The following is a 25518-nucleotide window of genomic DNA, read 5'->3' as shown; positions in this document are numbered from 1 at the left end:
ACAGGACAGTGAAACGACTTTGCGCCGATGATAGTGGACGGACGTCTGTGAAAGTAGGTCATCGTCAGGCTTTTATTCCGCAAAACCCCACAGGTACATCCTGTGGGGTTTTGTCTTTTGTGAAAGCTCATGCCGGGCGTTTGTCGAGCCAGTCTCCAGGCGCCAACGGTTGGGCTAGCTCCAGAATTGGAGCGCTTGCCACGAAAGGCAGGCGTTCAAACAGCTATGCCTGACAACCATAGCGAGGTGGTCCCACTCCTTCCCATCCCGAACAGGACAGTGAAACGCCTTTGCGCCGATGATAGTGGACGGACGTCCGTGAAAGTAGGTCATTGTCAGGCTTCAATCCGGAACCCCACAGCTTGCGCTGTGGGGTTTTTCTTTGGCGCTTGCGAATCTGTGATCAAGCCGCAAGCCGCGCCAGCGTTGAATGTGCACAAATAACAACGGCCGTGGACGGGCTGGCTTTGTGCGGTAAGATTGACCGAGTCAATTCGTTGGAGCGTTATCGTGAGTGATTCCCAGACCCCCGTGCCCGGTACGACTTTAGATCTGCGCACGCTGACCCACGTTGCTTATGGCCTGTACGCTCTGGGCTTTCTGACGAGTGGATTTCTGGGCATCGCTACGCTGGCGGCCGTCGTGCTGATGTACGTCAAGCGCTCGGATGCCGCGGGCACGGTCTATGCGTCGCACTTCGATTGGCTGCTGCGTACTTTCTGGTGGGCCCTGCTGTGGCTGGCCATCAGCGCGATCGCCACGTTGATTTTCATCGGCTGGATCGGCCTGGCTGCTACCGTGGTCTGGGTGCTTTACCGCCTGATCAAGGGCTGGCTGGCTCTGCTGGAAGGCGCGGCGCCCACCACGTACGCCTGAGCGCTGCCGAAGATCGGCCTCGACACCCAGCAAAGGGCCGGCATTTGCCGGCCTTTTTCATGGACCAGTGTGCCCTTGGCGCCTGAGTGCGGGACAGCACGACTTCAGGACAACACGCCTCTGGACAGCCCACCTCAGGGCTGCACATGTCAGGACAGCGCCACGTATGCGGCGACGGCGAGCATGGCGCTGCCGAACACCAGGGCCTGGATCCGCAAGGCTCGCGCGGAGGTGAAGCGGCCCAGGACGACCTGGCCGCCGTAGATCCAGGGGAAATGGCAGAACAGGCCCAGGACCACGAATGCAGCGCTCAGTTGCGCTACCTGGCTAGTCAGGCGGGCTTCCGGCACAAGGAATTGCGAGAACATCACGATGATCATGGAATGGATCTTCGGGTTCAGGGCCACGCAGATGAAGCCGTCGAGCAGCCCCAGTCGCTTGCCGGCGTCCTGCTGGCCAGCGGGAGCGGCGCTGGCCCGGAAGAAGCCCCATGCGAGGTACAGCAAATAGACGGCGCCGCCCCATTTCAGGATGGCGTGAAGCTGCGGGTACTCGTGAAGCGTACCGCCCAGGCTCAGGCCGTAAAGCGCGCAGAGCACGGCGTTGCCGGCTTCGAAACCTATCCAGAATGGTAGGGAGCCGCGCAGGCCGTAACGGCCGCCCGCGGTGGCAAGCAAGGTGTTGCCGGGCCCTGGGCTGGCGATCATCGGCACCGCGTATCCGAGAAATGCCGCCCAAACGTCCCAAGCTATCATTGCCGCCTCATTTTCGCGTGATCGGGGCCGGCGGCGCCTGACGTCCGCGGCCGGAAAGGCTCTAGTAGATAGCGCTATCCGGCCGTTTCAAAACGATCTATTCTCATACGCTTCATAAATACAGCTAATCGAGCATCATGCGACGCCTGCCGCCTCTCGGAGCGCTGCGTGCCTTCGAGGCCGCTGCCCGGCACCTGAGTTTCACCCGCGCCGCGGGCGAGCTGTGCGTCACTCAGGCCGCCATCAGCCATCAGGTGCGCCAGCTTGAGGCGTGGCTCGGCGAGCCGATGTTTACGCGCCGGGGGCATGCGTTGACGCTGACCCGCAAGGGCGCGTCCTATCTGGCGGAGCTGTCGCAGGCGTTCGACCATATCGCTGCGGCGACCGGGCGTGTGCGCGGCGTTGGCGACGGCCCGCTGCGCATCACGGTGCTGCCGTCATTCGCGTCGCGCTGGCTGCTGCCGCGCCTGCCGGCATTTCACGCACGTCATCCCGGGGTGGATCTGCGCGTGACGAGCTCCCTGGAAACGTGGGGCGGCGGAGATGCGTTCGACGCCGGCATCCGTTCGGGCCTCGGCCGTTGGCCAGGCCTCAAGGCGGACCTGGTTGCGCGCGAGTCGCTATCGCCGGTATGCAGCCCCGCATTTGCGGAAGGCACGCCGTTGCTGGCCACGCCGGCGGATCTTGCTTCGGTTCCGTTGCTGCATGACCAGCCGCGAGCGGCCTGGGAGCAGTGGTGCCGTTATGCGAACGTGTCGCTGGATCTGTCGAAAGGTCCGGTATTCAATGATTCAGCGCTGGTCCTGCAGGCCGCGGTCGAAGGACAGGGCGTGGCGTTGGGACGCTTGACGCTGGCGAGCGACGACCTGCGCAAAGGGCGCTTGATGCGTCTTTTCGATCTGGCTTTGCCGAACGACTATAGCTACTGGATCGTCTATCCGAGCGCGGCAGCACAGCGTCCGGACTTGGCGGCATTTCGCGGCTGGTTGCTCGAAGAGGCGCGCCAGGCTTGACGATCGGGGGATGCGGGTAGGGCAGGATCGGCGCTGTCGGCAAAGTGGCCGCAGGCGAAAGGAATGGCGCTAGGCACAGGAGAGGCGGGCTCGCCCGGCACTGAGCCAGGGCGTCTAGGCGAGCAGGAGGCAGGGACGTACGGGGTACGCCCTTTGCCTGCTTACTTCAGATGTGCGTTGACCAGCTTGGTCAGTTCGAACATCGTGACCTGATCCTTGCCGAAGATCGGGCGCAGCTTGGCATCGGCGTTGATGTTGCGCTTGTTGCTGGCATCTTGCAGGTTGTGCTTCTTGATGTATTCCCAGATCTTCTTGGTGACCTCGGTACGCGGCACGGCTTCCGAGCCGATGACGGCAGCCAATTCGGCGCTGGGGGTCAGGGGCTTCATGAATGCAGCGTTCGGCTTGCGCGCGGTCGCGGGTTTGGAGGTTGTGGCCATAATGCGGCGCTCCTTCTCTGGCTGTTGGAAAAATTGTCCTGCGGCCGGAGCATAACGTGTCTCTCCCGTAAAGACAAAGGCATTTATCCTCTGTAGCAACTAAAATGCACAGATTGTCCCCTCTCTCTCGTCATTCTGTAACCTCCTATGTACGCACGTTCTCCATTGGAATCAATTCGACTGTTTCATGACGAATTGACGGCGCTGCGGCGCGATTTGCACGCTCATCCCGAACTGGGATTCGAAGAGGTGCGGACGTCCGGTATCGTTGCGGGCTCGCTCGAAGCGTTGGGTATCGAGGTGCATCGCGGTATCGGCAAGACGGGCGTGGTTGGCGTGATTCGCGGAAAACGCTGCGATAGCGGACGCATGATCGGCCTGCGCGCCGATATGGATGCGCTGCCCATGACAGAGGACAACGATTTCGGCTACAAGTCCACGAAGCCAGGCCTCATGCACGGCTGCGGCCATGACGGCCACACGGCCATTCTGATTGGCGCGGCGAAATACCTGGCGCAGACGCGCAATTTCGACGGTACGGCAGTGCTGATTTTCCAGCCGGCCGAAGAAGGGCGCGGCGGCGCGCGCGCCATGCTCGAAGATGGTTTGTTCGATACTTTTCCGTGCGACGCGATCTATGCGCTGCATAATTGGCCGGGCCTGAAGCCGGGAACCGTCGGTATCAACCCAGGGCCGATGATGGCTGCGGCCGATCGCTTCGAGATCCTGATTACGGGGCGGGGCGGCCACGGCGCGCATCCCTACCAGACCATCGATCCGGTCACTATCGCCGGGCAGATCATCACGGCCTTGCAGACGATCGTGTCGCGCAACGTGAATCCGCTGGATTCGGCGGTGGTGTCCATCGGGTCCCTGCAGGCTGGGCATCCCGGCGCGATGAGCGTGATTCCGCGCGAAGCGAAAATGGTGGGCACGGTGCGCACCTTCCGCAAGTCCGTGCAGGAAATGGTGGAAACGCGCATGCGCGAGCTGGTTTCGGCCATCGCGGGCGCATTCGGCGGCACGGCCGAAGTGATCTACGAACGCATTTATCCTGCTACCTTGAACACGCCGCAGCACGCCAATCTGGTGGCCGACATCGCTACCGAGATGATCGGCAAGGAGAATGTCGTGCGCGACCTGGTGCCGTCGATGGGTTCGGAGGATTTCTCCTTCATGCTGCAGAGCAAGCCCGGTGCGTATTTTCGTCTGGGGCAGGGCGGAGCCGATTCCGGCTGCGTGCTGCACAACTCGCATTTTGATTTCAACGATGCTGTCATTCCCTTGGGCAGCGCAATGTTTTGCGCGCTGGCCGAACGGGGCATGCCGCTGGCAGATTAAGAAGCCTTTCCATGTCTACTCAAAACACGACTCAGCTCACCATCACCCGGCCGGACGACTGGCATTTGCACTTGCGCGACGGCGCGGCCCTGGAAGCCGTGGTGGCGGACACTGCGCGCCAGTTCGCGCGCGCGATCATCATGCCGAATCTGAAGCCGCCGGTGACCACCACCGAGCAGGCGCTGGCCTATCGCGGCCGCATCCTCGAGGCGCTGGCCAAGGCCGGCGGCAATCCTGCGGCCTTCACGCCGCTGATGACGCTGTACCTGACGGACAACACGTCCGCTGAAGAGATCTTCCGCGCGCACGAGTCGGGCCAGGTCTATGCGGTGAAGCTGTATCCCGCCGGCGCCACGACCAACTCGGACGCGGGCGTGACCGACTTGCTGGGCAAGTGCGCGACGGCGCTCGAAGCGCTGGAAAAATGCGGCATGCCGCTGCTGGTGCATGGTGAAGTCACGGATCCGTCTATCGACGTGTTCGATCGCGAAGCGGTGTTCGTCGATCGCGTCATGAAGCCCTTGCGCCGTGCTTTTCCTGCCTTGAAAGTCGTGTTCGAACACATCACGACGAAAGAGGGCGCGGAGTATGTCCGGGATGCCGAAGGGCCTATCGCCGCAACGATCACGCCGCAGCACATGCTGTACAACCGCAACGCAATTTTCCAGGGCGGTGTGCGGCCGCATTGGTATTGCCTGCCGATCCTGAAGCGCGAAACGCACCGGCAGGCGCTGGTCGACGCGGCCACCAGCGGCAGCCCGCGGTTTTTCCTGGGCACCGACAGCGCGCCGCATGCGCGCGGCCTGAAGGAACATGCTTGCGGCTGTGCGGGCTGCTACACCGCCCTGCACGCCATGGAGTTGTATGCCACCGCGTTCGAGGCGGCAGGAAAACTGGACAAGCTGGAAGGCTTCGCGAGTTTCCACGGCCCCGACTTCTATGGCCTGCCGCGCAATACCGGCACGCTGACGCTGGTGCGGGAGGCCTACCAGGTGCCTGACGATCTGCCGTTCGGCAACACCACGCTGGTGCCGCTGGCCGCGGGCGAGGCGTTGGCCTGGCGCGCGCGCGTCTAGGTGTTTGAACGGGCTGCCGCTGGACAGCCCGTTTTCTTGCGCGTGCTATATGTATATATAGAGACGCCGCGTCAAACTACAGCGTGCCCTCGCGGCGCGCTTCCAGCAGCTCCCAGCGGGCGAACCGCTCTTCGAGCTCGCTTTCCAGCTTGGCCAGTTCGCCGTTGATGCGCTCGACCTCGGCCGGCGCATCGCGGTACAGGCTGCCGTCCGCCAGCTTGCCGGCGAGTTCGGCCTGCTGCGCTTCCAGTGCGGCGATGGCGTCGGGCAAGCCCTCCAGTTCGCGCAGCTCCCAGGAATTCATCTTGGCCGACCGGGCCGGCTTGGGGCGCGCGGCCTTGGCGCGCGCCGCGCTGTCGTCGGCGGACCGTGCGGCAAGGCCGGCGTCGTCGATGGGGGGGGCCGGCGCGGGCCGCTGGGCGACCCATTCATCGTAGCCCCCGATATAGTCGCGCCAGCGGCCATTGCCTTCGTAGGCAATGGTCTGGGTGACGACGTTGTTCAGGAAGGCGCGGTCGTGGCTGACGAGCAGCACGGTGCCCGAATATTCCTGCAGCAGCTCTTCCAGAAGCTCCAGCGTTTCGATATCGAGGTCGTTGGTGGGTTCGTCCAGCACCAGTACGTTGGCAGGCCGGGCGAACAGCCGGGCAAGCAGCAGGCGAGCGCGTTCGCCGCCCGACAGGCTGCGCACGGGCGAGCCCGCGCGCGCCGGCGAGAACAGGAAGTCGCCCAGATAGCTCATGACGTGCTTGCGGGTGCCGCCGATTTCGACCCATTCGCTGCCCGGGCTGATGATATCGACGAGCGTGGCGTTTTCGTCCAGCTGCGCGCGCATCTGGTCAAAGTAGGCAACCGATACGTTGGTGCCCATGCGCGTGGCGCCTTCGTCGGGCTGCATTTCGCCCAGAATCAGCTTGAGCAAAGTGGTTTTGCCGGCGCCGTTGGGGCCGATGATGCCGATACGGTCGCCGCGCAGGATGGTGGTGGAGTAGTCGTCCACGACGATCTTCTCGCCAAAGGCCTTGCCGACGTGTTCCAGCTCGGCCACGAGCTTCCCCGAACGCTGGCCTTCGGCAAGCGCCAGCGACACGTTGCCCACGCGTTCGCGGCGCTCGGCGCGTTCGACGCGCAGCCGCTCCAGGCGGCGTACGCGCCCCTCATTGCGAGTGCGGCGCGCTTCGACGCCCTTGCGTATCCAGACTTCTTCCTGAGCCAGCAGCTTGTCGAAGCGGGCCTGCTCCAGGCGTTCGGACTCCAGCCACTGGGCCTTGCGCTCTTGCCACTGCGAGAAGTTGCCGGGAAAACTCAGCAGCCGCCCGCGGTCGAGTTCGACGATGCGTGTGGCGATGGCGTCCAGGAAGCGGCGGTCGTGGGTGATGATGACCGCGGCGCCCTTCCAACTGCGCAGCATGTCTTCCAGCCAGGCGATGCCATCGAAGTCGAGATGGTTGGTGGGCTCGTCCAGCAGCAGCAGATCCGGTTCGTCGACCAGGGCACGGGCCAGCGCGACGCGTTTGCGCGTTCCTCCGGACAGGCCGGCGATCTGCACGTCGGCCGGCAGGCCGAGCTTTTCGAGCACGGCGCGCACGCGCGACGGGCGCTGCCAGTCTTCGTGGTCGCCTTCCGCATTGCAGACTACGTCGAAGACCGTGGCGTTCTCGTCGAGTTCGGGTTCTTGCTCGACGGTGGCTACGCGCAAGCCCGAACTGCGGGCGATGTCGCCGTCGTCGGGCTGGGTCCTGCCGTCCAGCAGCCTCAGCAGGGAGGACTTGCCGGCGCCGTTGCGGCCGATGAGGCCGATGCGCTCGCCAGCCTGGATGGCGAAATCGGCGTGATCCAGCAACGGGTGGTGGCCGTAGGCCAGCTGGATGTCGGTAAGCGTGATGAGGGTAGCGAGGGCCATGTAGTCGGGAGCGTCTGCGTCTATGCGAATCAAGGCGTATTGTCGCAGGAACGCGCGGAGCCGTTTGGGGAGGCGGGGCGCTTTGGGGACGGAGCCGCCACCTGTACTAGAATACGAACCGCAAGGCGGGTCGGGCGATCGCGGTGGATGCGAATCCATCGAGGAAGGTCCGGACTCCATAGGGCAGGGTAACGGCTAACGGCCGTCCGGCCGCGTCTTCGGGCGCGGTTGAGGAATAGGGCCACAGAGACGAGTCTGCGGGGTGGGCGCGCATTGCGCGCACAGGTACGGCTATCTCCGTATCGCGCCGTCCGGCAACGGGCGGCGGCATCGCAGGGTGAAACGCGGCAACCTCTATCCGGAGCAACATCAAATAGGCATGCGTGCGGCTTTCGGGCTGCGAAGGGCGGCTCCGTCCGAGTATGCGGGTAGATGGCTACAGCGGGCCAGCAATGGTTCGCGCAGAGGAATGATCGTCCGCCAGGGAAACCTGGTGTACAGAATCCGGCCTATAGATCCGTCTTGCAACTCATTCTCAAAACGAGCGGTCGCCGGGTCGCTTCCTGGCGCCGCGCGGATCGGGTCGTGCCCTTTTTTTGCCGGCTCCCGGCGCCGTGTTCGCCGGGAAGCCTCGCCAATAGGCGCGAACGACCGATCGTAAAACAATGCAAAGCCATTGTTAGGCGCCACTTCTGAAGAAGGACTTTTAGATAATGTCGCAACCTCCTGATTTATTGGGAGGTTTTTGTTTTTGCGGTTTTACATATTGATCTAAGTCCTTGTTGTGATTGAAAAAATTGCAACCACGCGCTTGACCGCCCCTTTCCCATACCGTAGAGTGGGAAATAGTAGGAAATTGTGCAATTAAGTGGGGTAAAAGTGGTGTTTCAGGGAAGCAGCGCGCTCACGCTGGATGCCAAGGGACGGATCTCGATTCCGACCCGGCATCGTGACGCGCTCATGTCGCAGGCCGAAGGCCGGCTGACCCTGACTCGCCACCCTGACGGCTGCTTGCTGGTCTACCCGCGGCCCGAGTGGGAAAAGAAGCGCGAGCAGATCGCCGCCTTTCCCATGACGGCCCGCGCGTTGCAGCGGCTGTTGCTGGGCAACGCTCAGGACGTGGAACTGGACGGCTCCGGCCGGGTCCTGATCGCGCCTGAACTGCGCAACGCTTCCGGTATGACGCGCGATGTGATGCTGCTCGGTTTGGGCTCGCACTTCGAGCTGTGGGACGCCGCTACTCTGGCCAGCCGCGAGGCTGAGGACCTGGCCAAGGGTATGCCGGATGTGTTGAATCAGTTTTCGTTCTGAAAAAGTTATGGAATTCGAACATCGGCCCGTCTTGCTGGAGCCGACGGTGGACGCGCTATTGCTGGCCGGCTTCGGCGGCAAGGGTGCGGCACGGTCGCAAGAGCACGGCGGGCCGGCTGCGGCTACGCGAGCGGAGAGCGGCGTCTTCGTCGACGGCACCTTCGGGCGTGGCGGGCACAGCCGCGAGCTGCTTGGCCGTCTGGGCCCGGGCGCGCGGTTGGTCGTGTTCGACAAGGATCCGGAGGCGATCGCCGTAGCCAATGCGTTGGCGGCAGCGGACCCGAGGGTCACCGTGGTGCATGGGGGCTTTGCCACCATGGCCGAAGAATTGGCGCAGCTCGGCATCGGCAAGGTCGATGGCGTGATGCTGGATCTGGGCGTTTCGTCGCCTCAGATCGACGATGCCGAACGCGGCTTCTCGTTCATGCGAGATGGCCCGCTCGACATGCGGATGGACACCACTCGTGGTCCCACGGTGGCGGATTGGCTGGCGCAAGCCAGTGTGGATGAGATGCGGGAGGTCATAGCGGATTATGGCGAAGAACGGTTTGCTTTTCAGGTTGCAAAGGCGATTGCTGCTCGCCGCGCAACAAGGCCGCTGCGCACCACGCTCGAGCTTGCCGAGTGCGTCGCCAGCGCCGTCCGCACGCGCGAAAAGGGGCAGCATCCGGCCACACGCACCTTTCAAGCTTTACGGATTTACATCAATCGGGAACTCGAAGAGCTCGCGCGCACCCTCGCGGCAGCTCTAGACCTGCTGGCTCCGGGGGGGAGATTGGCGGTGATCAGCTTTCATTCGCTTGAGGACCGCATGGTCAAGCAGTGCATCGCGGCGGCGGCTCGTCCGGCTGCCGCGCACGCGCGCCTGCCGTTGCGGGAAAGCGAAATGCCCCAACCCGTGCTGCGTTCCCTCGGGCGCGTGGTGGCCGAAGACGAGGAAGTCTCGTCCAACGCCCGCGCCCGTTCCGCCATCCTGCGCGTTGCCGAACGCACGGAAACGCCACTGCCCGCCGAGGGCGGTTTCGCGTTCGTGAAGATCGGCGCCCTGCCGGGCAGCGACCTGGCTCCGCCGCCCCGGCGCGGCGGCAAGGGAGGGCGCCGCTAATGGGTCGCGTCAACCTGATCGTTGCGGCTTTGCTGATGCTGTCGGCCATTTCCCTGGTCACCAGCCGGTATCAGTCGCGTCAGCTCTTCGTCGAGCTGGGCCGCGATCAGGCGCAGGCGCGCGATCTGGAAACCAATTGGCGGCGCTTGCAGCTCGATCGCGCCGAGCTTGCCCGCAATGCACGCGTGGACGCCATTGCGCGTGACGGCCTGAAGATGATTTCCATCGTTCCGGACCGCACGCTCTATATGAATCAGGCGCCCGTCTCCGCCAGCGGAGGCGCGCAATGAAACGCGTCCCCTTCTTCGACAATCCCGTGCTGCGCGGGCAACTGCCCACGTGGCGCGCGCGCCTGGTGCTGATCCTGCTGTTCGGCGGTTTCGCGGTGCTGGCCGGCCGCGCCCTGTTTCTGCAGGGGCTGTCCACGGAGTTCCTGCAGCAGCAGGGCGAGCGGCGCTATGAACGCACGCTGACGCTGGCTGCCACGCGCGGCAAGATCATGGACCGCAACGGCGCGGTGCTGGCCTCCAGCGTGCCGGCGCGCGCGATCTGGGCCATTCCCGAAGACACCAAGCAGGCCACCCCGGCCCAGTTGGACACCCTGGCGAAGCTGCTGGAAACGCCTGTGGCCGACCTGCGCCACCGCCTCGTCGATGAAGACAAGAACTTCGTCTACCTGAAGCGCCAGGTCTCCATGGACGTGGCCGACAAGATCAAGCAATTGGGTATGCCTGGCGTGCATCAGCAGCCGGAAACCCGCCGCTATTATCCGGACGGCGACGTGATGGCCCACGTGGTGGGCTTCAACAGCGTCGAGGACCAGGGGCAGGAAGGGGTCGAGCTGACGTTCAATCAGCAGCTTTCCGGCCGTCCGGGCAGCCGTCGTGTCATCAAGGACCGGCTGGGCCGAGTGATCGAAGACGTGCAGGCCGTGACCTTGCCGGTGGACGGCCGCGATTTGCGCCTGTCTATCGACACCCGCCTGCAGTATTTGGTGTTCAAGGCCCTGAAGGACTCCATGGACAAGCACCAGGCCAAGGGGGCGACCGCCGTGGTCGTGGATGTGCACACCGGCGAGATCCTGGCGCTGGCCAATGTTCCGACGTTCGACCCGAACAAGCGCGAGACTTTCCACGGGTCCAAGCTGCGCAACCAGGCCATTACCGATACTTTCGAGCCCGGCTCGATCATGAAGCCGTTCACGGCGGCGCTGGCGTTGGACCTGGGCCGCATCACGACCAAGACGCTATTCGAAACCGGCAATGGCCGTTTCCAATACCAGGGCAGCACGATCAGCGACGTAAGCCGCAATGGCACGCTGGACGTGGCCGGCGTGCTCCGCAAGTCCAGCAATATCGGTATGACGATGATCTCCGAGAAGCTGGAATCCCGCGAAATGTGGGACCGCTTCACCGAATTGGGCCTGGGCCAGGCGCCGCAAGTGGGATTTCCCGGCGCGGCGCCCGGCCGCCTGCGCCCCTGGGACCGCTGGCGTCTGATCGAAAAGGCCACCATGGCCTATGGCTACGGCCTGTCGGTGTCGCTGTTGCAGGTGGCGCGCGCCTATACCGTTTTCGCCCGCAACGGCGACATGGTGTCGCTGACCTTGGTCAAGCGCGACAGCGATCCCACCAGCGTCAAGATCTACACGCCGAAGACCACCGAAATGGTGCGCGGCATGCTCGAGGCCGCCGCCGGGCCGGAAGGCACCAAGGCTGCCCAGGTGCAGGGCTACCGCGTGGCCGGCAAGAGCGGCACCGCGCGCAAGATCGTCGACGGCAAGTACAGCATGCAGCGCTACCGGAGTTCGTACGTGGGCTTTGCCCCCGTGTCGGATCCGAAGATCGTGGTGGCAGTGTCCATTGACGAGCCGACGGTCGGTGGCTATTACGGCGGCGCGATCGCCGCACCCGTGTTCTCCCAGATCGTGGGCGGAAGCCTGCGGTTGATGGGGGTGCGCCCGGACGCACCCTTCGAATCCACAATTGTTGCTGGTCTCAAGGAGCCAGGCAGATGAACGCCAAGGGCTTCCTCTCTTCTACCCCTGTCGCCACGGTTGCCGAAATCGTGGCGTGGTTGCATGCGCGCGTCTCGTTGACGGCGCACCTCAAGCTGGACTCCCGCGAGATCGAGCCGGGCGACGTGTTCGTCGCCTGCCCGGGCCTGTCCAGCGACGGACGCCTCTATATAGAGAAGGCGTTGGCGCTGGGCGCCAGCGCGGTTCTGTTCGAAGCGCCCGCCAGCGAGGCCATCGAGGCCGCGGCGGCGCAGACGCCGATGCTGCCGGTGGCCGGTTTGCGCGCCCTGCTGGGCGAGCTGGGCGACACCTGGTATGGCCGGCCGTCCGCCGCGCTCGCGGTCGTGGCCGTGACGGGCACCAACGGCAAGACCTCGTCCGTGCAATGGATCGCCCATGCGCTGGGCCGCAATGACAAGCCTTGCGGCACCATCGGCACCTTGGGTGCGGTGCTGCCCGATGGCCGCACGCTGGGCGGCGACTTGACCACGCCTGACGTGCTGACCGTGCACCGCACGCTGGCCGCGATGCGCGACGCGGGGGCGAAGGCCGTCGCGATGGAAGCATCGTCGATCGGCATCGAGCAGGGCCGGATGGACGGCGTGCGCGTTGCGCTGGCGGCGTTCACCAACTTGACGCGCGACCATCTCGATTACCACGGCACAATGGAACGGTACGAGGCGGCCAAGGCGCGCCTGTTCCGCTGGCCGGGCCTGACCGCCGCCGTGATTAACGCGGACGACGAAGCCGGGCGCCGCCTGATCGCGAACCTGCCCGCGGACATGGCAATGGGCTACAGCCTGAGCGACGCGCCCGAGATCCCCGCCGCCATGCGCGCGCGCGATCTCCAGGCCACGTCCCAAGGCCAGATCTTCACGCTGGTGTCGCCGCATGGCGAAGCCCAGATCGTGACGCGCCTGCTTGGTGCGCACAACGTTTCCAATCTGCTGCTGGTGGCGGGCGTGCTGTATCAGCTTGGCTTGCCGTTTGCGCAAATCGCGCGCGAACTGGCGGCGACCGATCCCGTCGATGGCCGCCTGCAGACGGTGGAACCGCTCGGTTCAAGCGGCGCGCAGGCCGGCACGGGCCGTGGCCCGCTGGTGGTGGTGGACTACGCGCATACTCCCGATGCCTTGTCGCGGGCGCTGGCCGCATTGCGCGCCGTCGCCGAGGCCCGCTCGGGCCGCCTGGCCTGCCTGTTCGGCTGCGGCGGCGAGCGGGATCCGGGCAAGCGTCCTGAAATGGGGCGCATCGCGGCGGACCTGGCCGACCACGTGGTTGTCTCCAGTGACAATCCGCGCACCGAATCGCCCGAAGCTATCGTCCAGCAGATTCTGGCAGGCATTCCCGAATCGGCGCATGCCGACGTGCAGGTGGATCGCGCGCGCGCCATCATGCAGACCATCTGGGCGGCGTCGCCCGAAGACGTGGTGCTGCTGGCGGGCAAGGGGCACGAGACCTACCAGGACATCGGCGGCGAGAAGCTGCCCTTCGACGATCGCGAATGGGCGCGGCTGGCCATGCTGCTGCCGCAGGTTAAGGGCGTGTCCACGGATACGCGGCGCATCGGCGCGGCTGAGCTGTTCGTGGCGCTGGTGGGCGAGAACTTCGACGCGCACGACTATCTGGACCAGGCCGAGGCGCGCGGCGCGTGCGCGGCCGTGGTGGCGCATGCCGTAGCCGGCTCCCGCTTGCCGCAACTGGTGCTGGGCGACACGCGCATGGCGCTGATGCGTATCGGCGCGGCCTGGCGCGCGCAGTTTTCCCTGCCCGTCGTCGCGGTGGCCGGCAGCAACGGCAAAACCACGACCAAGGAAATGATTTCGGCCATGCTGGCCGATTGGCGTGGCGAGGCGCGCCGCCTGGCCACCGCCGGCAACCTCAACAACGATATCGGCGTGCCGCTGACGTTGCTGCGCTTGCGTCCGGAGCACCGGGCCGCCGTGTTCGAACTGGGCATGAACCATCCCGGCGAGATCGCGCAACTGGCGGCCATGGCGGCGCCCACGGTGACGCTGGTGACCAATGCCCAGCGCGAGCATCAGGAATTCATGCATAGCGTGGAAGCGGTGGCGCACGAGAACGGCGCTGCAATCGCCGCGCTGCCCGACGACGGCGTTGCCGTCTATCCGGGCGACGAACCGTACTCGACGGTCTGGGATGCCCTGGCCGAGCCGCGCCGCGTGCTGCGCTTCGGCCTGCAGCCAGGCCTGGACGTCTACGCGGAGCAGATCCTGGCCGACGTGAACACCACGCGCTGCCGGGTCGTGACGCCGGTCGGCACCGCCGATCTGGCGCTGCCGGTGCCCGGTCTGCACAACCTGCGCAATGCGCTGGCGGCCATCGCCAGCGCCATCGCCGCAGGGGTGCCGCTGGACAGCGCGGTGCGCGCACTGGCGGGTTTCAGCCCGGTCGCCGGCCGCATGCAGCACAAGAAAATGAGTGACGGTACGTTGCTCATCGACGACACCTACAATGCGAACCCCGACTCGGTTCGCGTGGCCATCGACGTGCTGGCGCGCATCGGCGGCACGCGTGTCCTCGTACTGGGCGACATGGGCGAGGTCGGGGACAACGGCCCCGCCATGCATGTAGAGGTGGGGAATTACGCGCGCGAGCAAGGGCTCGACGCGCTCATCACGCTAGGCGAAGCCAGCCGGGCGGCATCTGCCGCATTCGGCGCGGGCGCGCACGCCTGCGCATCGGTAGACGAAGTCGTTGCCGCGTTGCGCGGCTTGCGCCCGTCCTGCGTATTGGTAAAGGGATCGCGCTTTATGCGCATGGAGCGGGTAGTGACGGCTTTTTCTATGAATGACGGTATGGCGGCCAAGGGGCAGGGAGAGCACGATGCTGCTTGAAATCGCCCGCTTGCTTTCCGATGACGTGCGCGCGCTGGGGGTGTTCGAATACATCACCTTGCGCGCGGTGCTGGCGTGCGCGACGGCATTGCTGATCGGCCTGGTAGCGGGTCCGCGCGTGATCCGCAAGCTGACCGAGATGAAGATCGGCCAGGCCGTGCGCTCCTACGGCCCGGAATCCCACCTGGTCAAGACGGGCACCCCCACCATGGGCGGCGTGCTGATCCTGATTTCGGTCGCCATCAGCACGTTGCTGTGGGCGGACTGGACCAACCGCTTCGTGTGGGTGGTGCTGCTGGTGACCTTCGGCTTCGGCTGGATCGGCTGGATGGACGATTACCGCAAGGTGGTCTACCGCGATCCGGAAGGCATGCCTGCACGGCAAAAATTTTTCTGGCAGGCCACCATCGGCATCGTGGCCGCGGTGTACCTGGCGTTCGCCGTGTCGGCCCCGGCCAATACCGAACTGTGGCCGTTGTTCAAGGCATGGGTGGGCAGCGGCTTCACGATGTCGCTGCCGACGCGCGCCGACCTCATCGTCCCGTTCTTCAAGACCGTCAGCTATCCCTTGGGCGTGCTGGGCTTCGTCGCGCTGACCTGGGCGGTCATCGTCGGCACCAGCAATGCCGTGAACCTGACCGACGGCCTGGACGGCCTGGCGATCATGCCCACCGTCATGGTGGGCAGCGCACTGGGCATCTTCGCCTACGTGGTGGGCCGCGTCGACTATTCCAAGTACCTGCTGTTTCCCTATATCCCGGGCGCGGCGGAACTGATGGTGCTGTGCGCCGCGATCGGCGGCGCCGGACTGGCATTTTTGTGGTTCAACGCGTATCCGGCGCAAGTCTTCATGGGCGACGTCGGCGCGCTGGCGCTGGGCGGCGCGCTGGGCACCATCGCGGTCATCGTGCGCCAGGAAATCGTGTTGTTCATCATGGGCGGCGTGTTCGTCGTCGAGACGCTTTCCGTGATGATCCAGGTGACCTGGTTCAAGTACACGAAGCGACGTTATGGAACAGGTAGACGCATATTCCGCATGGCTCCGCTGCATCATCACTTTGAAGTGGGCGGCTGGAAGGAAACCCAGGTGGTCGTGCGTTTCTGGATCATCAGCATGATGCTGGTGCTGATTGGCCTCTCTACCCTGAAGTTGCGATGAATACGATGGAAACCTCCCGTGCCGGCGCGCCGCTCGTCCTGATCCTCGGATTGGGCGAGACGGGTGCGGCCGCCGCAAGCTGGTGCGCCCGCCAGGGCGCCCGCTTGCGCGTGGCCGACACGCGCGCCGAACCGGGCGGGCTGGCCGCGCTGCGCGAAGCGCTGGCGCAAAGCGCAGTGGAGTACCGCCTGGGCTGCGACGAGTCTTTCGATACGGCGTTGCTCGATGGCGTGGACCAGGTGGTGCTGAGCCCAGGGCTGGCGCCGGCGCAGGCTCCGGCCGCGACCCTGCTGCGCGAGGCCGAAGCCCGCGGCATCGAGATCGTCGGCGAAATCGAACTGTTTGCCCGCGCCCTGGCGGAACTGGCCGAGACGCGCGAATACCGGCCGCGTCTGCTGGCCGTCACGGGCACCAACGGCAAGACCACCGTCACCGCGCTGACGCGGCAGCTGATCGAAGCCAGTGGCCTGTCGGTCGTGGCGGCGGGCAACATCAGCCCCGCGGCGCTGGCCGCGCTGATGGCGGCGCTGGATGCCGATGCGCTGCCGCAGGTCTGGGTGCTGGAACTGTCGAGCTTCCAGCTGGAAACGACGCATTCGCTCATGGCCGACGCGGCCGTGGTGTTGAACGTCACGCAGGATCACCTGGACTGGCATGGCGGCATGCAAGCCTACGCCGCCGCCAAGGCGCGCCTGCTGAAAATGGCGCGAGTGGCGATCGTCAACCGCGACGACCCGTACACCGTCGATATGGTGCCGGCCCTGAACGCCATGAACGTCCGCAGTTTCGGCCGCGACATACCGGAACTGGCCGGCGACATGGGGCTGGAGCTGGGCCAGGGCGTGGCGTGGCTGACCGCGGGCGAGCCGAACGACTTCGACGAACCCGCGCCGCCGCCGCGCCGCAAGAAGGATGCGCCTGAACCCGTGCGCGCCAAGGGCCGCATGAGCCGCCTGATGCCGGTGGACGCCCTGCGCATCCGCGGCATCCACAATGCCTTGAACGCGCTGGCCGCCCTGCAGCTCGCCCGCTGCCTCGACCTGGGCTGGGGCGCCATGCTGCGCGCGTTGCGCGAGTACACGGGCGAACCGCACCGCGCGGCATTCGTCCGCACGATCGGGGGCGTGGATTACATCAACGACAGCAAGGGCACCAATGTCGGCGCCACCGTGGCCGCGCTGGAAGGCCTGGGCCAGCCGGTCGTGCTGATCGCCGGCGGCCAGGGCAAGGGTCAGGACTTCTCGCCGCTGATCCCCGTGGTGTCGCGCCATGCGCGCGCCGTGATGCTGATTGGCGTGGACGGACCCGAAATCGGGCGCGTCCTGGCCTCGACGGGCGTGAATTGCGTGGCGGCCGAGTCGCTGCGCGACGCCGTGCGCGGCGCGGCCGAGCTCGCGCAGCCCGGCGATGCCGTGCTGCTGTCGCCCGCTTGCGCCAGCCTGGACATGTTCCGCAACTATCCGCATCGCGGGCAGGTGTTCGTGGATGAGGTCGAAGACTTGGCCCGCGACCGAGGAGAGGTGGCATGAGCCTGATCGCCGATCTCACCGCCAGCGTCAACGCCGTACGGCCCGGCCGTACCCGCATGCGCAACTTCGATCTGCCGCTGGTCATCGCGGCGTCGACGTTGCTGCTGCTCGGCCTGCTGATGGTGTATTCGGCATCGATCGCGCTCGCCGACGGCCCGCGCTATGCGTCATATGGGCGCTACTATTTCGTCATCCGCCATGGGCTGTTCGTCAGCGCCGGCCTGGTCGGCGCGGCCGTGGTGCTGGCGATCCCCATCCGCGTCTGGCAGCGCATGGCGGTGCCGATGTTCGTGCTGGCGATCGTATTGCTGGTGGCCGTGCTGATCCCCGGCATCGGCCGCGAGGTGAATGGCGCGCACCGTTGGATTCCGCTGGGGCCGCTCAATTTCCAGCCTTCCGAGCTGATGAAGCTGGCCGCGCTGCTCTACGCCGCCGACTACACGGTGCGCAAACAAGAGCACATGCAGGCATTCGCCCGGGGTTTTCTGCCCATGGCCGTCGCGCTGGCCGGCGTGGGCATGCTGCTGTTGCTGGAGCCCGACTTGGGCGCCTTCATGGTGATCGTGGCGATCGCCATCGGCATCCTGTTCCTGGGCGGCATCAACGGCAAGTACTTCAGCAGCCTGCTGGCGGTGCTGGTCAGCACCTTCCTGATGCTCATCTGGCTGTCGCCGTGGCGCCGCGCGCGCCTGTTCGCCTACCTGGATCCCTGGAACGAAGACAACGCCTACGGCAGCGCCTATCAGCTGTCGCATTCGCTGATCGCGCTGGGCCGCGGGGAATGGCTGGGTGTGGGCCTGGGCGCCAGCGTCGAAAAGCTGCATTACCTGCCCGAGGCGCATACCGACTTCCTGATGGCCGTGGTGGGCGAGGAATTGGGCTTTGCCGGCGTGATGCTGGTCATCACCCTGTTTGCCATCATCGTCTATCGCGGTTTCGATATCGGCCGGCAGGCCATCGCCATGGAACGCACATTCGCGGGCCTGGTGGCGAACGGCGTGGCCATGTGGTTCGGCGTGCAGGCCTTCATCAATATGGGCGTCTGCCTGGGCCTGCTGCCCACCAAGGGCCTGACCCTGCCGTTGATGAGCTACGGCGGTTCGGGCGTGGTGATGAATCTGTGCGCGCTGGCCATGTTGATCCGGGTCGACGTGGAAAACCGCATCATGATGCGCGGGGGGCGGGTATGACGGCCGCTCGCACCATCCTGATCATGGCCGGCGGCACCGGCGGGCACATCATGCCCGGCCTGGCCGTGGCAGACGTCCTGCGCGAGCGCGGCTGGCGCGTGCTGTGGCTGGGCAATCCCGAAAAGATGGAAGGCCGGCTGGTGCCGCCTCGCGGCATCGAGCTGGTGCCGCTGCGTTTCCAGGGCGTGCGCGGCAAGGGCGCATCGGCGCTCCTGAAGCTGCCGTTCCTGCTGCTGCGCGCGTTCGCGCAGGCCTGGTCGCGCCTGGCCGACGTGCGCCCGGACGTGGTGCTGGGCATGGGCGGCTACGTGGCCTTCCCGGGCGGTGTGGTCGCGGCGCTGCGCGGCACGCCGCTGGTCGTCCACGAACAGAATGCCGTGGCAGGCACTGCGAACAAATGGCTGGCCCGGATGGCGCGCCGCGTGCTCAGCGGGTTCCCCGGCGTGCTGCCCAAGGGCGAGGCGATGGGCAACCCGGTCCGCGCCGACATGTGCGCGCTGCCCGATCCGGCCGAACGCTATGCCGGCCGCAGCGGCGCGCTGCGCGTGCTGGTCGTGGGCGGCAGCCTGGGCGCCCAGGCGCTGAATACCACGGTTCCGCAGGCGCTGGCGCGCCTGCCGCGCGAAGGCCGGCCCGAGATCGTCCATCAGGCCGGCGAACAGCATTTGCCCGCGTTGCAGCAGGCCTACGCCCAGGCGGGTGTGGAAGCCGACTGCCGCGCGTTTATCGATGACATGGCGGGCGCCCTGGGCGATGCCGACCTGCTGATCTGCCGCGCGGGCGCCATGACGGTGTCCGAAGTGGCGGCGGCGGGCGTTGCGGCGCTGTTCGTGCCGTTCCCGCATGCCATCGATGACCACCAGACCGCCAACGCCCGCTTCCTGAGCGACGCGCAGGCCGCCTGGCTGCAGCCGCAGACCGCCTTGACGCCCGAGTGGCTGGCGCAGTGGCTGGGCCAGCGCTCCCGACAAGAACTGCAAGCCGTCGCAGAACGGGCCCGCGCGCATGCGCAGCCCGACGCGGCGGCCCATATCGCCGACGCCTGTGAACAAGCAGCGGGGCGTTCATCATGAAACACAGAATTCAACACATTCATTTCGTAGGCATCGGCGGCTCGGGCATGAGCGGCATTGCCGAAGTGCTGCTCAACCTGGGCTACACGATCAGCGGTTCCGATCTGAACGAGTCGGCCGTGACGCGCCGCCTGGCGGCCCTGGGCGTCAAAATCGCCATCGGCCATGTGGCCAGCAACGTGACCGGCGCTGGCGCCATCGTGACGTCCACCGCGGTAGCGGGCGACAACCCCGAAGTGATCGCGGCCCGTTCGGCCCGCATCCCCGTCGTGCCGCGTGCCATCATGCTGGCCGAGCTGATGCGCCTGAAGCGCGGCATCGCCGTTGCCGGAACCCATGGCAAGACGACCACGACCAGCCTGGTGGCCAGCGTGCTTGCCGCTGGCGACCTCGACCCGACTTTCGTGATCGGCGGCCGCCTGAACTCCGCCGGCGCCAATGCGCGGCTGGGGCAGGGCGACTACATCGTGGTCGAGGCCGACGAATCGGATGCCTCGTTCCTGAATCTGCTGCCCGTGATGGCCATCGTGACCAACATCGATGCCGATCACATGGATACCTACGGGCACGACGTGGCGCGGCTGAAGAGCGCCTTCATCGAATTCACGCAGCGCCTGCCGTTCTACGGCAGCGCCGTGCTCTGCCTGGACGATGCGAACGTGCGGGAGATCATGCCCTTCGTGTCCCGGCCGATCACCACTTACGGGCTCAACCCCGAGGCACAGGTGCGCGCTTACGAAGTGCAGCCGGCCGGCACAAGCATGCGCTTCAATGTGCAGCGCACCCATCTGGATACGCTGTTGCCGCCGCTGGAAGTCGAACTGAACCTGCCGGGCCTGCATAACGTGCGCAACGCGCTCGCGGCCATCGCCGTGGCGACCGAGCTGGGCGTATCCGACGACGCGATCCGCGAAGCGCTGGCTTCGTTCAAGGGCGTGGGCCGCCGCTTTACCCAGACCGGCGAGTTTCCGGTGCCCGCCAGCCACGGCGGCGGCACGTTCACGGTGATCGACGACTACGGCCATCACCCGGTGGAAATGGCAGCCACGCTGGCCGCGGCCCGCGGCGCCTGGCCCGAGCGCCGCATCGTGCTGGCGTTCCAGCCGCACCGCTATACGCGGACGCGGGATTGCTTCGAGGATTTCGTGCGCGTGCTGGGCACGGCGGATGCCGTGCTGCTGACCGAGGTGTACGCCGCGGGCGAGCCGCCGCTGGTGGCCGCGGACGGCCGGGCCTTGTCGCGCGCGCTGCGCGTGGCCGGCAAGGTCGAGCCGGTGTTCGTCGAAGATGTGGCGGAACTGCCGCAAGCGGTGGTGGACTTTGTGCGTGATGGCGACGTCGTGGTTGTTATGGGAGCGGGTTCGATCAGCAAGGTCCCCGCCCAAGTAGGAGAGCTGGCATGAGCACGCAATTCGGCAAGGTGGGTGTGTTGTACGGCGGACGCTCCGCCGAACGCGAGGTGTCCCTGATGTCGGGCGCGGGCGTGCACCAGGCGCTGCTCAGCGCTGGCGTGGACGCTCACCTGTTCGACACGGGCGAACGCAGCCTGTCCGAACTGGCGGAGCAGGGGTTCGACCGCGTGTTCATCGCCCTGCACGGCCGCTACGGCGAGGACGGCTCGATCCAGGGCGCGCTGGAGCTGCTGGGCATTCCCTACACCGGTAGCGGCCCGCTGGCCTCCGCGCTCGCCATGGACAAGACCATGACCAAGCGCGTGTGGCTGCAGCACGGCCTGCCCACGCCTGAGTTCGAAGTGTTGGACGCGGACACCGAGCTGCGCCTGGTGCCGGACCGCCTGAGCCTGCCGCTGATCATCAAGCCGCCGCACGAGGGGTCGACCGTCGGCATCACCAAGGTAGTGGGCTATTCCGACATGAAGGAAGCCTATGCCGCGGCCGCGCGCTTCGACAGCGAAGTGCTGGCCGAGCAGTTCATCTCCGGCCGTGAGCTGACCGTGGCGGTGCTGGGCTCCGGCAGGGCTGCGCGCGCGCTGCCCGTGATCGAGATCGCCGCGCCCGGCGGCAACTACGACTACGAACACAAGTATTTCTCCGACGATACGCAGTACTTCTGCCCGGCCACCCTGCCTGCCGACGTGGCGGAGGAAGTGGCGGCGATCGCCGTCAAGGCATACCAGGTGCTGGGCTGCGAAGGTTGGGGCCGCGCGGATTTCATCCTTGACCAGGACAACCGGCCGTGGCTGCTTGAAATGAATACCTCGCCTGGCATGACCAGCCATTCTCTCGTTCCCATGGCCGCCAAGGCGGTGGGAATCAGCTATGCCGATCTGTGCGTGGCGATTTTGTCCGAGGCTGCGTGCAAAGTGCACAGCCCCGCCCGCAACGCTTGACCTGGATAATCTGTGTGGAACGACGCTCGCACTACCAACCTGATCGCCAACACGCTGGCCGTGCTGGCGGTTTGCGCCATGCTCATCGCGGGCGTGGTGTGGGTAGCGCAACGCCCGTTCTTCACGCTCTCGGCCATCGAGCTGGAATCGATGCCGGACACCGAGCTGCACTACGTGTCGACGGGGGCTGTGCGATCGGCGATCGCCGGCCGTTTCAAGGGCAACTTCTTCACGGTGGACCTGGACGACGCGCGCGAGATTTTCGAATCGGTTCCCTGGGTCCGGCATGCCACGGTACGGCGGATCTGGCCGAACGTGCTGCGCGTGCGGATCGAGGAGCAGCAGCCCCTGGCGCTGTGGAACGAAAACCAGATGATCAACACCTGGGGCGAAGCGTTCACGGCCAACACGGGCGAGGTGGACGACGAGACCGTGCTGCCGCAGTTCTTCGGCCCCGAGGGCACCGAGTCGCTGGTCGTGCAGCGCTATGCCGAGCTGGCACGCTGGTTCGCGCCGCTGGATATGCACGTCAAGCAGCTGGAACTGAGCCCGCGCTATGCCTGGCGCGTCGTGCTGTCCAACGGCATGTCGCTGGACCTGGGACGCGATCCGGGCGCCGATGCACCCGACCCGCATGGCTTGCCGGGCGCATTGCCGTTCGCGGCCCGTATTCAACGCTTTGTGCAGGCGTGGCCCGCCGTGGCGGGGCGCCTGGAAGGGCGCACCGTGACGCAGGCCGACCTGCGCTATCCGAATGGTTTCGCCCTGGCGCTGGCTCCGTTGCCAGCGTCGGAAACCAAAACCAAATCCACACCGAAACCTCCCAAGAAACGCTAACGCCATGACCCGTGACATCAAGGACCTTATCGTCGCCCTCGATATCGGCACCAGCAAGGTGGTGGCTGTGGTGGCTGAAATTTTGCCTGAAGGGCGATTCGAAGTGCTGGGCCTCGGCCAGCATGAATCGCGCGGCATGCGCAAGGGCGTGGTCGTCAATATCGAGACCACTGTGAATTCCATTCAGCGCGCGCTTGAAGAAGCCGAGCTGATGGCAGATTGCAAGATTCGCGACGTCTACACCGGCATTGCCGGCAGCCATATCCGCAGCTTCAATTCCAGCGGCATGGTCGCCGTGAAGGACAAGGAAGTCACCGCCACCGACGTTGCCCGCGTCATCGAGACCGCCAAGGCGGTGAACATCCCGACCGACCAGCAGGTGCTGCACGTGCTGACGCAGGAGTTCATCGTCGACGGCCAGGAAGACATCCGCGAGCCGATCGGCATGAGCGGCCTGCGCCTGGAAGTGCGCGTGCACATCGTGACCGGGGCGGTCAGCGCCGCCCAGAACATCGTGAAGTGCGTGCGCCGCTGCGGGCTCGAAGTGCAGGACCTGATCCTGCAGCCGCTGGCCTCCAGCCTCGCCGTGCTGACCGCCGACGAAAAAGAGCTGGGCGTCGTGCTGGTCGACATTGGCGGCGGCACCACCGACGTGGCGATCTTCACTGGCGGCGCGATCCGCCACACCGCCGTGCTGCCCATCGCCGGCGACCAGATCACCAACGACATCGCGGCGATGCTGCGCACGCCCACGCCCGATGCCGAAGAAATCAAGCTGCGCTACGGCGTGGCCAAGCAGGTTCTGGCCAGCCCGGATGAATCCGTGGAGGTCCCGGGCCTCGGCGACCGCGGTCCGCGCCAGGTCAAGCGCCAGGCGCTGGGCGCCGTGATCGAGCCGCGCGTAGAGGAACTGTTCACGCTGGTGCAGCAGGTCGTGCGCGACTCCGGCTACGAGGATCTGCTGGCTTCCGGCGTGGTCCTGACCGGCGGTTCGGCGCAATTGCCCGGCATGATCGAACTGGCCGAGGACGTGTTCCTCAAGCCGGTGCGCGTGGCGGTGCCTGAATACGAAGGCAGCCTGGCCGACGTGATGCGCAATCCGCGCTTCTCGACGGTAATGGGCCTGCTGCAGGAAGCGCGGATGCAGAGGGTGCGCGGCCGCAAGGTCGCCGCTCAGACCGGCAACTTCAAAACCCTGCTGGCGCGCATGAAGGAATGGTTCATGAATTAGGTAGAGGGGGGCAGGTTGGGGCCTGCTCCTTGGTCCGGTCGGCTGGCGGTATCGCAGGCCGGGCCAGAAGAGGGGAGGCGCTTCAAACCCGTTGCGGGCCTTGCCGGCGACGTGTTTGAGGCGATTCACAAAAAATAGGTTGTTGGGGAATTTTGTGATTTGCAAATCGGACTTGTGAGGGAGTCATCATGATGAACTTTGAGATGCTTGAGAACACCACCAAAGGGACCGTAATTAAGGTCGTTGGTGTGGGCGGTGCGGGCGGCAATGCCGTTGCGCACATGATTCGCAGCGGCGTGAACGGCGTGGATTTCATCTGCGCCAACACCGATGCGCAGGCACTGGCGGCGACCAACGCCCCGGTGCAGATCCGTCTGGGCCGCACCGGCCTGGGCGCGGGCGCCAAGCCCGAGCAGGGACGTGCGTCGGCCGAAACCGCGCGCGAGGAGATCCGTGCCGCCCTGAACGGCGCGCACATGGTCTTCATCACCGCCGGCATGGGCGGCGGCACCGGCACCGGCGCGGGTCCGGTCGTGGCCGAAGTGGCGAAGGAGCTGGGCATTCTGACCGTGGGCGTGGTCACCAAGCCGTTCACCTTCGAAGGCAACAAGCGCCTGAAGATGGCCGAGGACGGTATCTCGGAATTGGCCAAGCACGTGCATTCGCTCATCGTGGTGCTCAACGAGAACCTCTATGAACTGATGGACGAAGACGCGACGCAGGAAGACTGCTTCCGTTCCGCCGACGACATCCTGCACAACGCCTGCGCGGGTATCGCCGAAATCATCAACGTCGAAGGTAACGTCAACGTCGACTTCGAAGACGTCAAGACGATCATGGGCGAGCAAGGCCAGGCCATGATGGGCACGGCATCGGCTTCCGGCGCGGACCGCGCCCGCGTGGCCGCCGAGCACGCCATCGCTTGCCCGCTGCTGGAAGGCGTGGACCTGAACGGCGCTCGCGGCGTGCTGGTCAACATCACCGCCAGCCGCTCGCTGAAGATGCGCGAAACGCGCGAAATCATGGAAACGATCCGCAGCTACGCTTCGGACGACGCTACCGTGATCTTCGGCACCGCCTACGACGAGTCCATGGGTGAAAACCTGCGCGTGACCGTGGTTGCAACCGGCCTGGGCCGCGCACAATCGCGTCCGCAGTTGGTGCAGAACACCGCTGAAGTGCTGCGCACCGGTACCGACAACATGCCCATGGGCACGATGCCGGCCGGTCAAGGCGATTACCGCAACCTGGACATGCCCTCGGTCATGCGCAACCCGCGCAGCCAGGCTTCCGCCCAGGTGCGCGCGCTGGAAAGCTCGGGCATGGATCACTTCGACATCCCGGCATTCCTGCGCAAGCAGGCGGATTGAACCAAAGAGCCGATCACAGGCTCTAAAACGCACTCCCTCATCTCCGGCTCGCCTGTCCCCTCGGGCGAGCCGGAGGCGGAGCGG

21 protein-coding genes, 1 rRNA gene and 1 other RNA gene are annotated in these 25518 nt (G+C 65.7%); 20 read left to right on the top strand and 3 right to left on the bottom strand.

What is annotated here, in order from left to right:
- Positions 1-228: 228 nt before the first annotated feature.
- Both rrf and AGI3411_RS07530 read left to right on the top strand, forming a co-directional pair.
- Positions 229-341 (top strand): 5S ribosomal RNA (gene rrf, locus AGI3411_RS07535).
- A 169-nt stretch (positions 342-510) separates the two neighbouring features.
- The gene (locus AGI3411_RS07530) at positions 511-876 is read left to right on the top strand and encodes a DUF4870 family protein (protein ID WP_165359092.1); all 366 of its coding nucleotides are present in this window, start codon (positions 511-513) and stop codon (positions 874-876) included.
- 149 nt (positions 877-1025) lie between these two features.
- Here AGI3411_RS07530 and AGI3411_RS07525 read toward each other — a convergent pair whose 3' ends face one another.
- Positions 1026-1631, bottom strand: a complete 606-nt coding sequence (locus AGI3411_RS07525; protein ID WP_129526753.1) for a LysE family translocator — start codon at positions 1629-1631, stop codon at positions 1026-1028.
- A gap of 137 nt (positions 1632-1768) precedes the next feature.
- Between AGI3411_RS07525 and gcvA the strand changes: the two genes are divergently transcribed.
- Positions 1769-2644, top strand: a complete 876-nt coding sequence (gcvA, locus tag AGI3411_RS07520) for a transcriptional regulator GcvA (protein ID WP_129526752.1) — start codon at positions 1769-1771, stop codon at positions 2642-2644.
- 161 nt (positions 2645-2805) lie between these two features.
- Here the strand turns inward: gcvA and AGI3411_RS07515 are convergent, their stop codons facing one another.
- Positions 2806-3084: an SWIB/MDM2 domain-containing protein gene (locus AGI3411_RS07515; protein WP_006217453.1), complete on the bottom strand. Its 279-nt coding sequence runs from the start codon at positions 3082-3084 to the stop codon at positions 2806-2808.
- Positions 3085-3231: 147 nt separating this feature from the next.
- Between AGI3411_RS07515 and AGI3411_RS07510 the strand changes: the two genes are divergently transcribed.
- Entirely contained in the window at positions 3232-4425 is a 1194-nt protein-coding gene (locus AGI3411_RS07510) for a M20 aminoacylase family protein (protein ID WP_129526751.1), read from the top strand.
- An 11-nt stretch (positions 4426-4436) separates the two neighbouring features.
- Positions 4437-5501, top strand: coding sequence for a dihydroorotase (gene pyrC, locus AGI3411_RS07505; RefSeq protein WP_129526750.1), 1065 nt, complete (start codon positions 4437-4439; stop codon positions 5499-5501).
- Positions 5502-5577: 76 nt separating this feature from the next.
- Here pyrC and AGI3411_RS07500 read toward each other — a convergent pair whose 3' ends face one another.
- The gene (locus tag AGI3411_RS07500; protein WP_129526749.1) at positions 5578-7404 is read right to left on the bottom strand and encodes an ATP-binding cassette domain-containing protein; all 1827 of its coding nucleotides are present in this window, start codon (positions 7402-7404) and stop codon (positions 5578-5580) included.
- Positions 7405-7526: 122 nt separating this feature from the next.
- Between AGI3411_RS07500 and rnpB the strand changes: the two genes are divergently transcribed.
- The 15 genes from rnpB (at position 7527) to ftsZ (ending at position 25434) form a co-directional block, all read left to right on the top strand.
- Positions 7527-7932: RNase P RNA component class A (gene rnpB / locus AGI3411_RS07495), an RNA gene on the top strand.
- 354 nt (positions 7933-8286) lie between these two features.
- Complete coding sequence (mraZ, locus tag AGI3411_RS07490; protein ID WP_056322651.1) at positions 8287-8715, top strand: division/cell wall cluster transcriptional repressor MraZ; 429 nt, start codon at positions 8287-8289, stop codon at positions 8713-8715.
- Positions 8716-8722: 7 nt separating this feature from the next.
- Positions 8723-9820 (top strand): 16S rRNA (cytosine(1402)-N(4))-methyltransferase RsmH, encoded by a 1098-nt coding sequence (gene rsmH / locus AGI3411_RS07485; RefSeq protein WP_129526748.1) that lies wholly within the window; start codon positions 8723-8725, stop codon positions 9818-9820.
- Positions 9820-10110, top strand: coding sequence for a cell division protein FtsL (gene ftsL, locus AGI3411_RS07480; RefSeq protein WP_129526747.1), 291 nt, complete (start codon positions 9820-9822; stop codon positions 10108-10110). Before rsmH ends, ftsL begins: the two co-directional genes overlap by 1 nt.
- A complete protein-coding gene (locus AGI3411_RS07475) occupies positions 10107-11837 on the top strand; it encodes a peptidoglycan D,D-transpeptidase FtsI family protein (RefSeq protein WP_129526746.1) in 1731 nt (576 codons plus the stop codon). Before ftsL ends, AGI3411_RS07475 begins: the two co-directional genes overlap by 4 nt.
- A complete protein-coding gene (gene murF, locus AGI3411_RS07470) occupies positions 11834-14695 on the top strand; it encodes a bifunctional UDP-N-acetylmuramoyl-L-alanyl-D-glutamate--2,6-diaminopimelate ligase MurE/UDP-N-acetylmuramoyl-tripeptide--D-alanyl-D-alanine ligase MurF (protein WP_129526745.1) in 2862 nt (953 codons plus the stop codon). Before AGI3411_RS07475 ends, murF begins: the two co-directional genes overlap by 4 nt.
- Positions 14685-15854 (top strand): phospho-N-acetylmuramoyl-pentapeptide-transferase, encoded by a 1170-nt coding sequence (mraY, locus tag AGI3411_RS07465; RefSeq protein WP_129526744.1) that lies wholly within the window; start codon positions 14685-14687, stop codon positions 15852-15854. Before murF ends, mraY begins: the two co-directional genes overlap by 11 nt.
- Positions 15851-17383 (top strand): UDP-N-acetylmuramoyl-L-alanine--D-glutamate ligase, encoded by a 1533-nt coding sequence (gene murD / locus AGI3411_RS07460; protein ID WP_129526743.1) that lies wholly within the window; start codon positions 15851-15853, stop codon positions 17381-17383. The genes mraY and murD overlap by 4 nt, the downstream gene beginning before the upstream one ends.
- On the top strand, positions 17380-18573 hold the full coding sequence (ftsW, locus tag AGI3411_RS07455) for a putative lipid II flippase FtsW (protein ID WP_129526742.1): 1194 nt from the start codon (positions 17380-17382) through the stop codon (positions 18571-18573). The genes murD and ftsW overlap by 4 nt, the downstream gene beginning before the upstream one ends.
- Entirely contained in the window at positions 18570-19646 is a 1077-nt protein-coding gene (gene murG / locus AGI3411_RS07450) for an undecaprenyldiphospho-muramoylpentapeptide beta-N-acetylglucosaminyltransferase (RefSeq protein ID WP_129526741.1), read from the top strand. Before ftsW ends, murG begins: the two co-directional genes overlap by 4 nt.
- Positions 19643-21049 carry a UDP-N-acetylmuramate--L-alanine ligase gene (gene murC, locus AGI3411_RS07445; protein ID WP_129526740.1) on the top strand — a complete coding sequence of 469 codons (1407 nt, stop codon included), beginning with the start codon at positions 19643-19645 and terminating at the stop codon, positions 21047-21049. The genes murG and murC overlap by 4 nt, the downstream gene beginning before the upstream one ends.
- Positions 21046-21996, top strand: a complete 951-nt coding sequence (locus AGI3411_RS07440; protein WP_129526739.1) for a D-alanine--D-alanine ligase — start codon at positions 21046-21048, stop codon at positions 21994-21996. Before murC ends, AGI3411_RS07440 begins: the two co-directional genes overlap by 4 nt.
- 12 nt (positions 21997-22008) lie before the next feature.
- Positions 22009-22833, top strand: coding sequence for a cell division protein FtsQ/DivIB (locus AGI3411_RS07435; protein ID WP_129526738.1), 825 nt, complete (start codon positions 22009-22011; stop codon positions 22831-22833).
- A 4-nt stretch (positions 22834-22837) separates the two neighbouring features.
- A complete protein-coding gene (gene ftsA, locus AGI3411_RS07430) occupies positions 22838-24064 on the top strand; it encodes a cell division protein FtsA (RefSeq protein WP_043542559.1) in 1227 nt (408 codons plus the stop codon).
- Between the two features lie 188 nt (positions 24065-24252).
- Positions 24253-25434: a cell division protein FtsZ gene (gene ftsZ / locus AGI3411_RS07425; RefSeq protein WP_129526737.1), complete on the top strand. Its 1182-nt coding sequence runs from the start codon at positions 24253-24255 to the stop codon at positions 25432-25434.
- The last annotated feature ends 84 nt before the right edge of the window (positions 25435-25518 follow it).

Source organism: Achromobacter agilis (assembly GCF_900496965.1).
Classification (GTDB): Bacteria; Pseudomonadota; Gammaproteobacteria; order Burkholderiales; family Burkholderiaceae_B; genus Achromobacter; species Achromobacter agilis.
The sequence above is the reverse complement of the archived record's forward strand: the minus strand, read 5'-3'. Positions and strand labels throughout refer to the sequence as shown.

Bases quoted from the DNA above. Each gene is read 5' to 3' on its own strand.
- AGI3411_RS07515 (WP_006217453.1), bottom strand. From the start codon at position 3,084: ATGGCCACAACCTCCAAACCCGCGACCGCGCGCAAGCCGAACGCTGCA.
- AGI3411_RS07525 (WP_129526753.1), bottom strand. From the start codon at position 1,631: ATGATAGCTTGGGACGTTTGGGCGGCATTTCTCGGATACGCGGTGCCG.
- murG (WP_129526741.1), top strand. From the start codon at position 18,570: ATGACGGCCGCTCGCACCATCCTGATCATGGCCGGCGGCACCGGCGGG.
- ftsW (WP_129526742.1), top strand. From the start codon at position 17,380: ATGAGCCTGATCGCCGATCTCACCGCCAGCGTCAACGCCGTACGGCCC.
- murD (WP_129526743.1), top strand. From the start codon at position 15,851: ATGAATACGATGGAAACCTCCCGTGCCGGCGCGCCGCTCGTCCTGATC.
- ftsL (WP_129526747.1), top strand. From the start codon at position 9,820: ATGGGTCGCGTCAACCTGATCGTTGCGGCTTTGCTGATGCTGTCGGCC.
- pyrC (WP_129526750.1), top strand. From the start codon at position 4,437: ATGTCTACTCAAAACACGACTCAGCTCACCATCACCCGGCCGGACGAC.
- AGI3411_RS07440 (WP_129526739.1), top strand. From the start codon at position 21,046: ATGAGCACGCAATTCGGCAAGGTGGGTGTGTTGTACGGCGGACGCTCC.
- ftsA (WP_043542559.1), top strand. From the start codon at position 22,838: ATGACCCGTGACATCAAGGACCTTATCGTCGCCCTCGATATCGGCACC.
- murF (WP_129526745.1), top strand. From the start codon at position 11,834: ATGAACGCCAAGGGCTTCCTCTCTTCTACCCCTGTCGCCACGGTTGCC.
- murC (WP_129526740.1), top strand. From the start codon at position 19,643: ATGAAACACAGAATTCAACACATTCATTTCGTAGGCATCGGCGGCTCG.
- mraY (WP_129526744.1), top strand. From the start codon at position 14,685: ATGCTGCTTGAAATCGCCCGCTTGCTTTCCGATGACGTGCGCGCGCTG.
- AGI3411_RS07500 (WP_129526749.1), bottom strand. From the start codon at position 7,404: ATGGCCCTCGCTACCCTCATCACGCTTACCGACATCCAGCTGGCCTAC.
- gcvA (WP_129526752.1), top strand. From the start codon at position 1,769: ATGCGACGCCTGCCGCCTCTCGGAGCGCTGCGTGCCTTCGAGGCCGCT.
- AGI3411_RS07510 (WP_129526751.1), top strand. From the start codon at position 3,232: ATGTACGCACGTTCTCCATTGGAATCAATTCGACTGTTTCATGACGAA.
- AGI3411_RS07475 (WP_129526746.1), top strand. From the start codon at position 10,107: ATGAAACGCGTCCCCTTCTTCGACAATCCCGTGCTGCGCGGGCAACTG.
- rsmH (WP_129526748.1), top strand. From the start codon at position 8,723: ATGGAATTCGAACATCGGCCCGTCTTGCTGGAGCCGACGGTGGACGCG.
- ftsZ (WP_129526737.1), top strand. From the start codon at position 24,253: ATGATGAACTTTGAGATGCTTGAGAACACCACCAAAGGGACCGTAATT.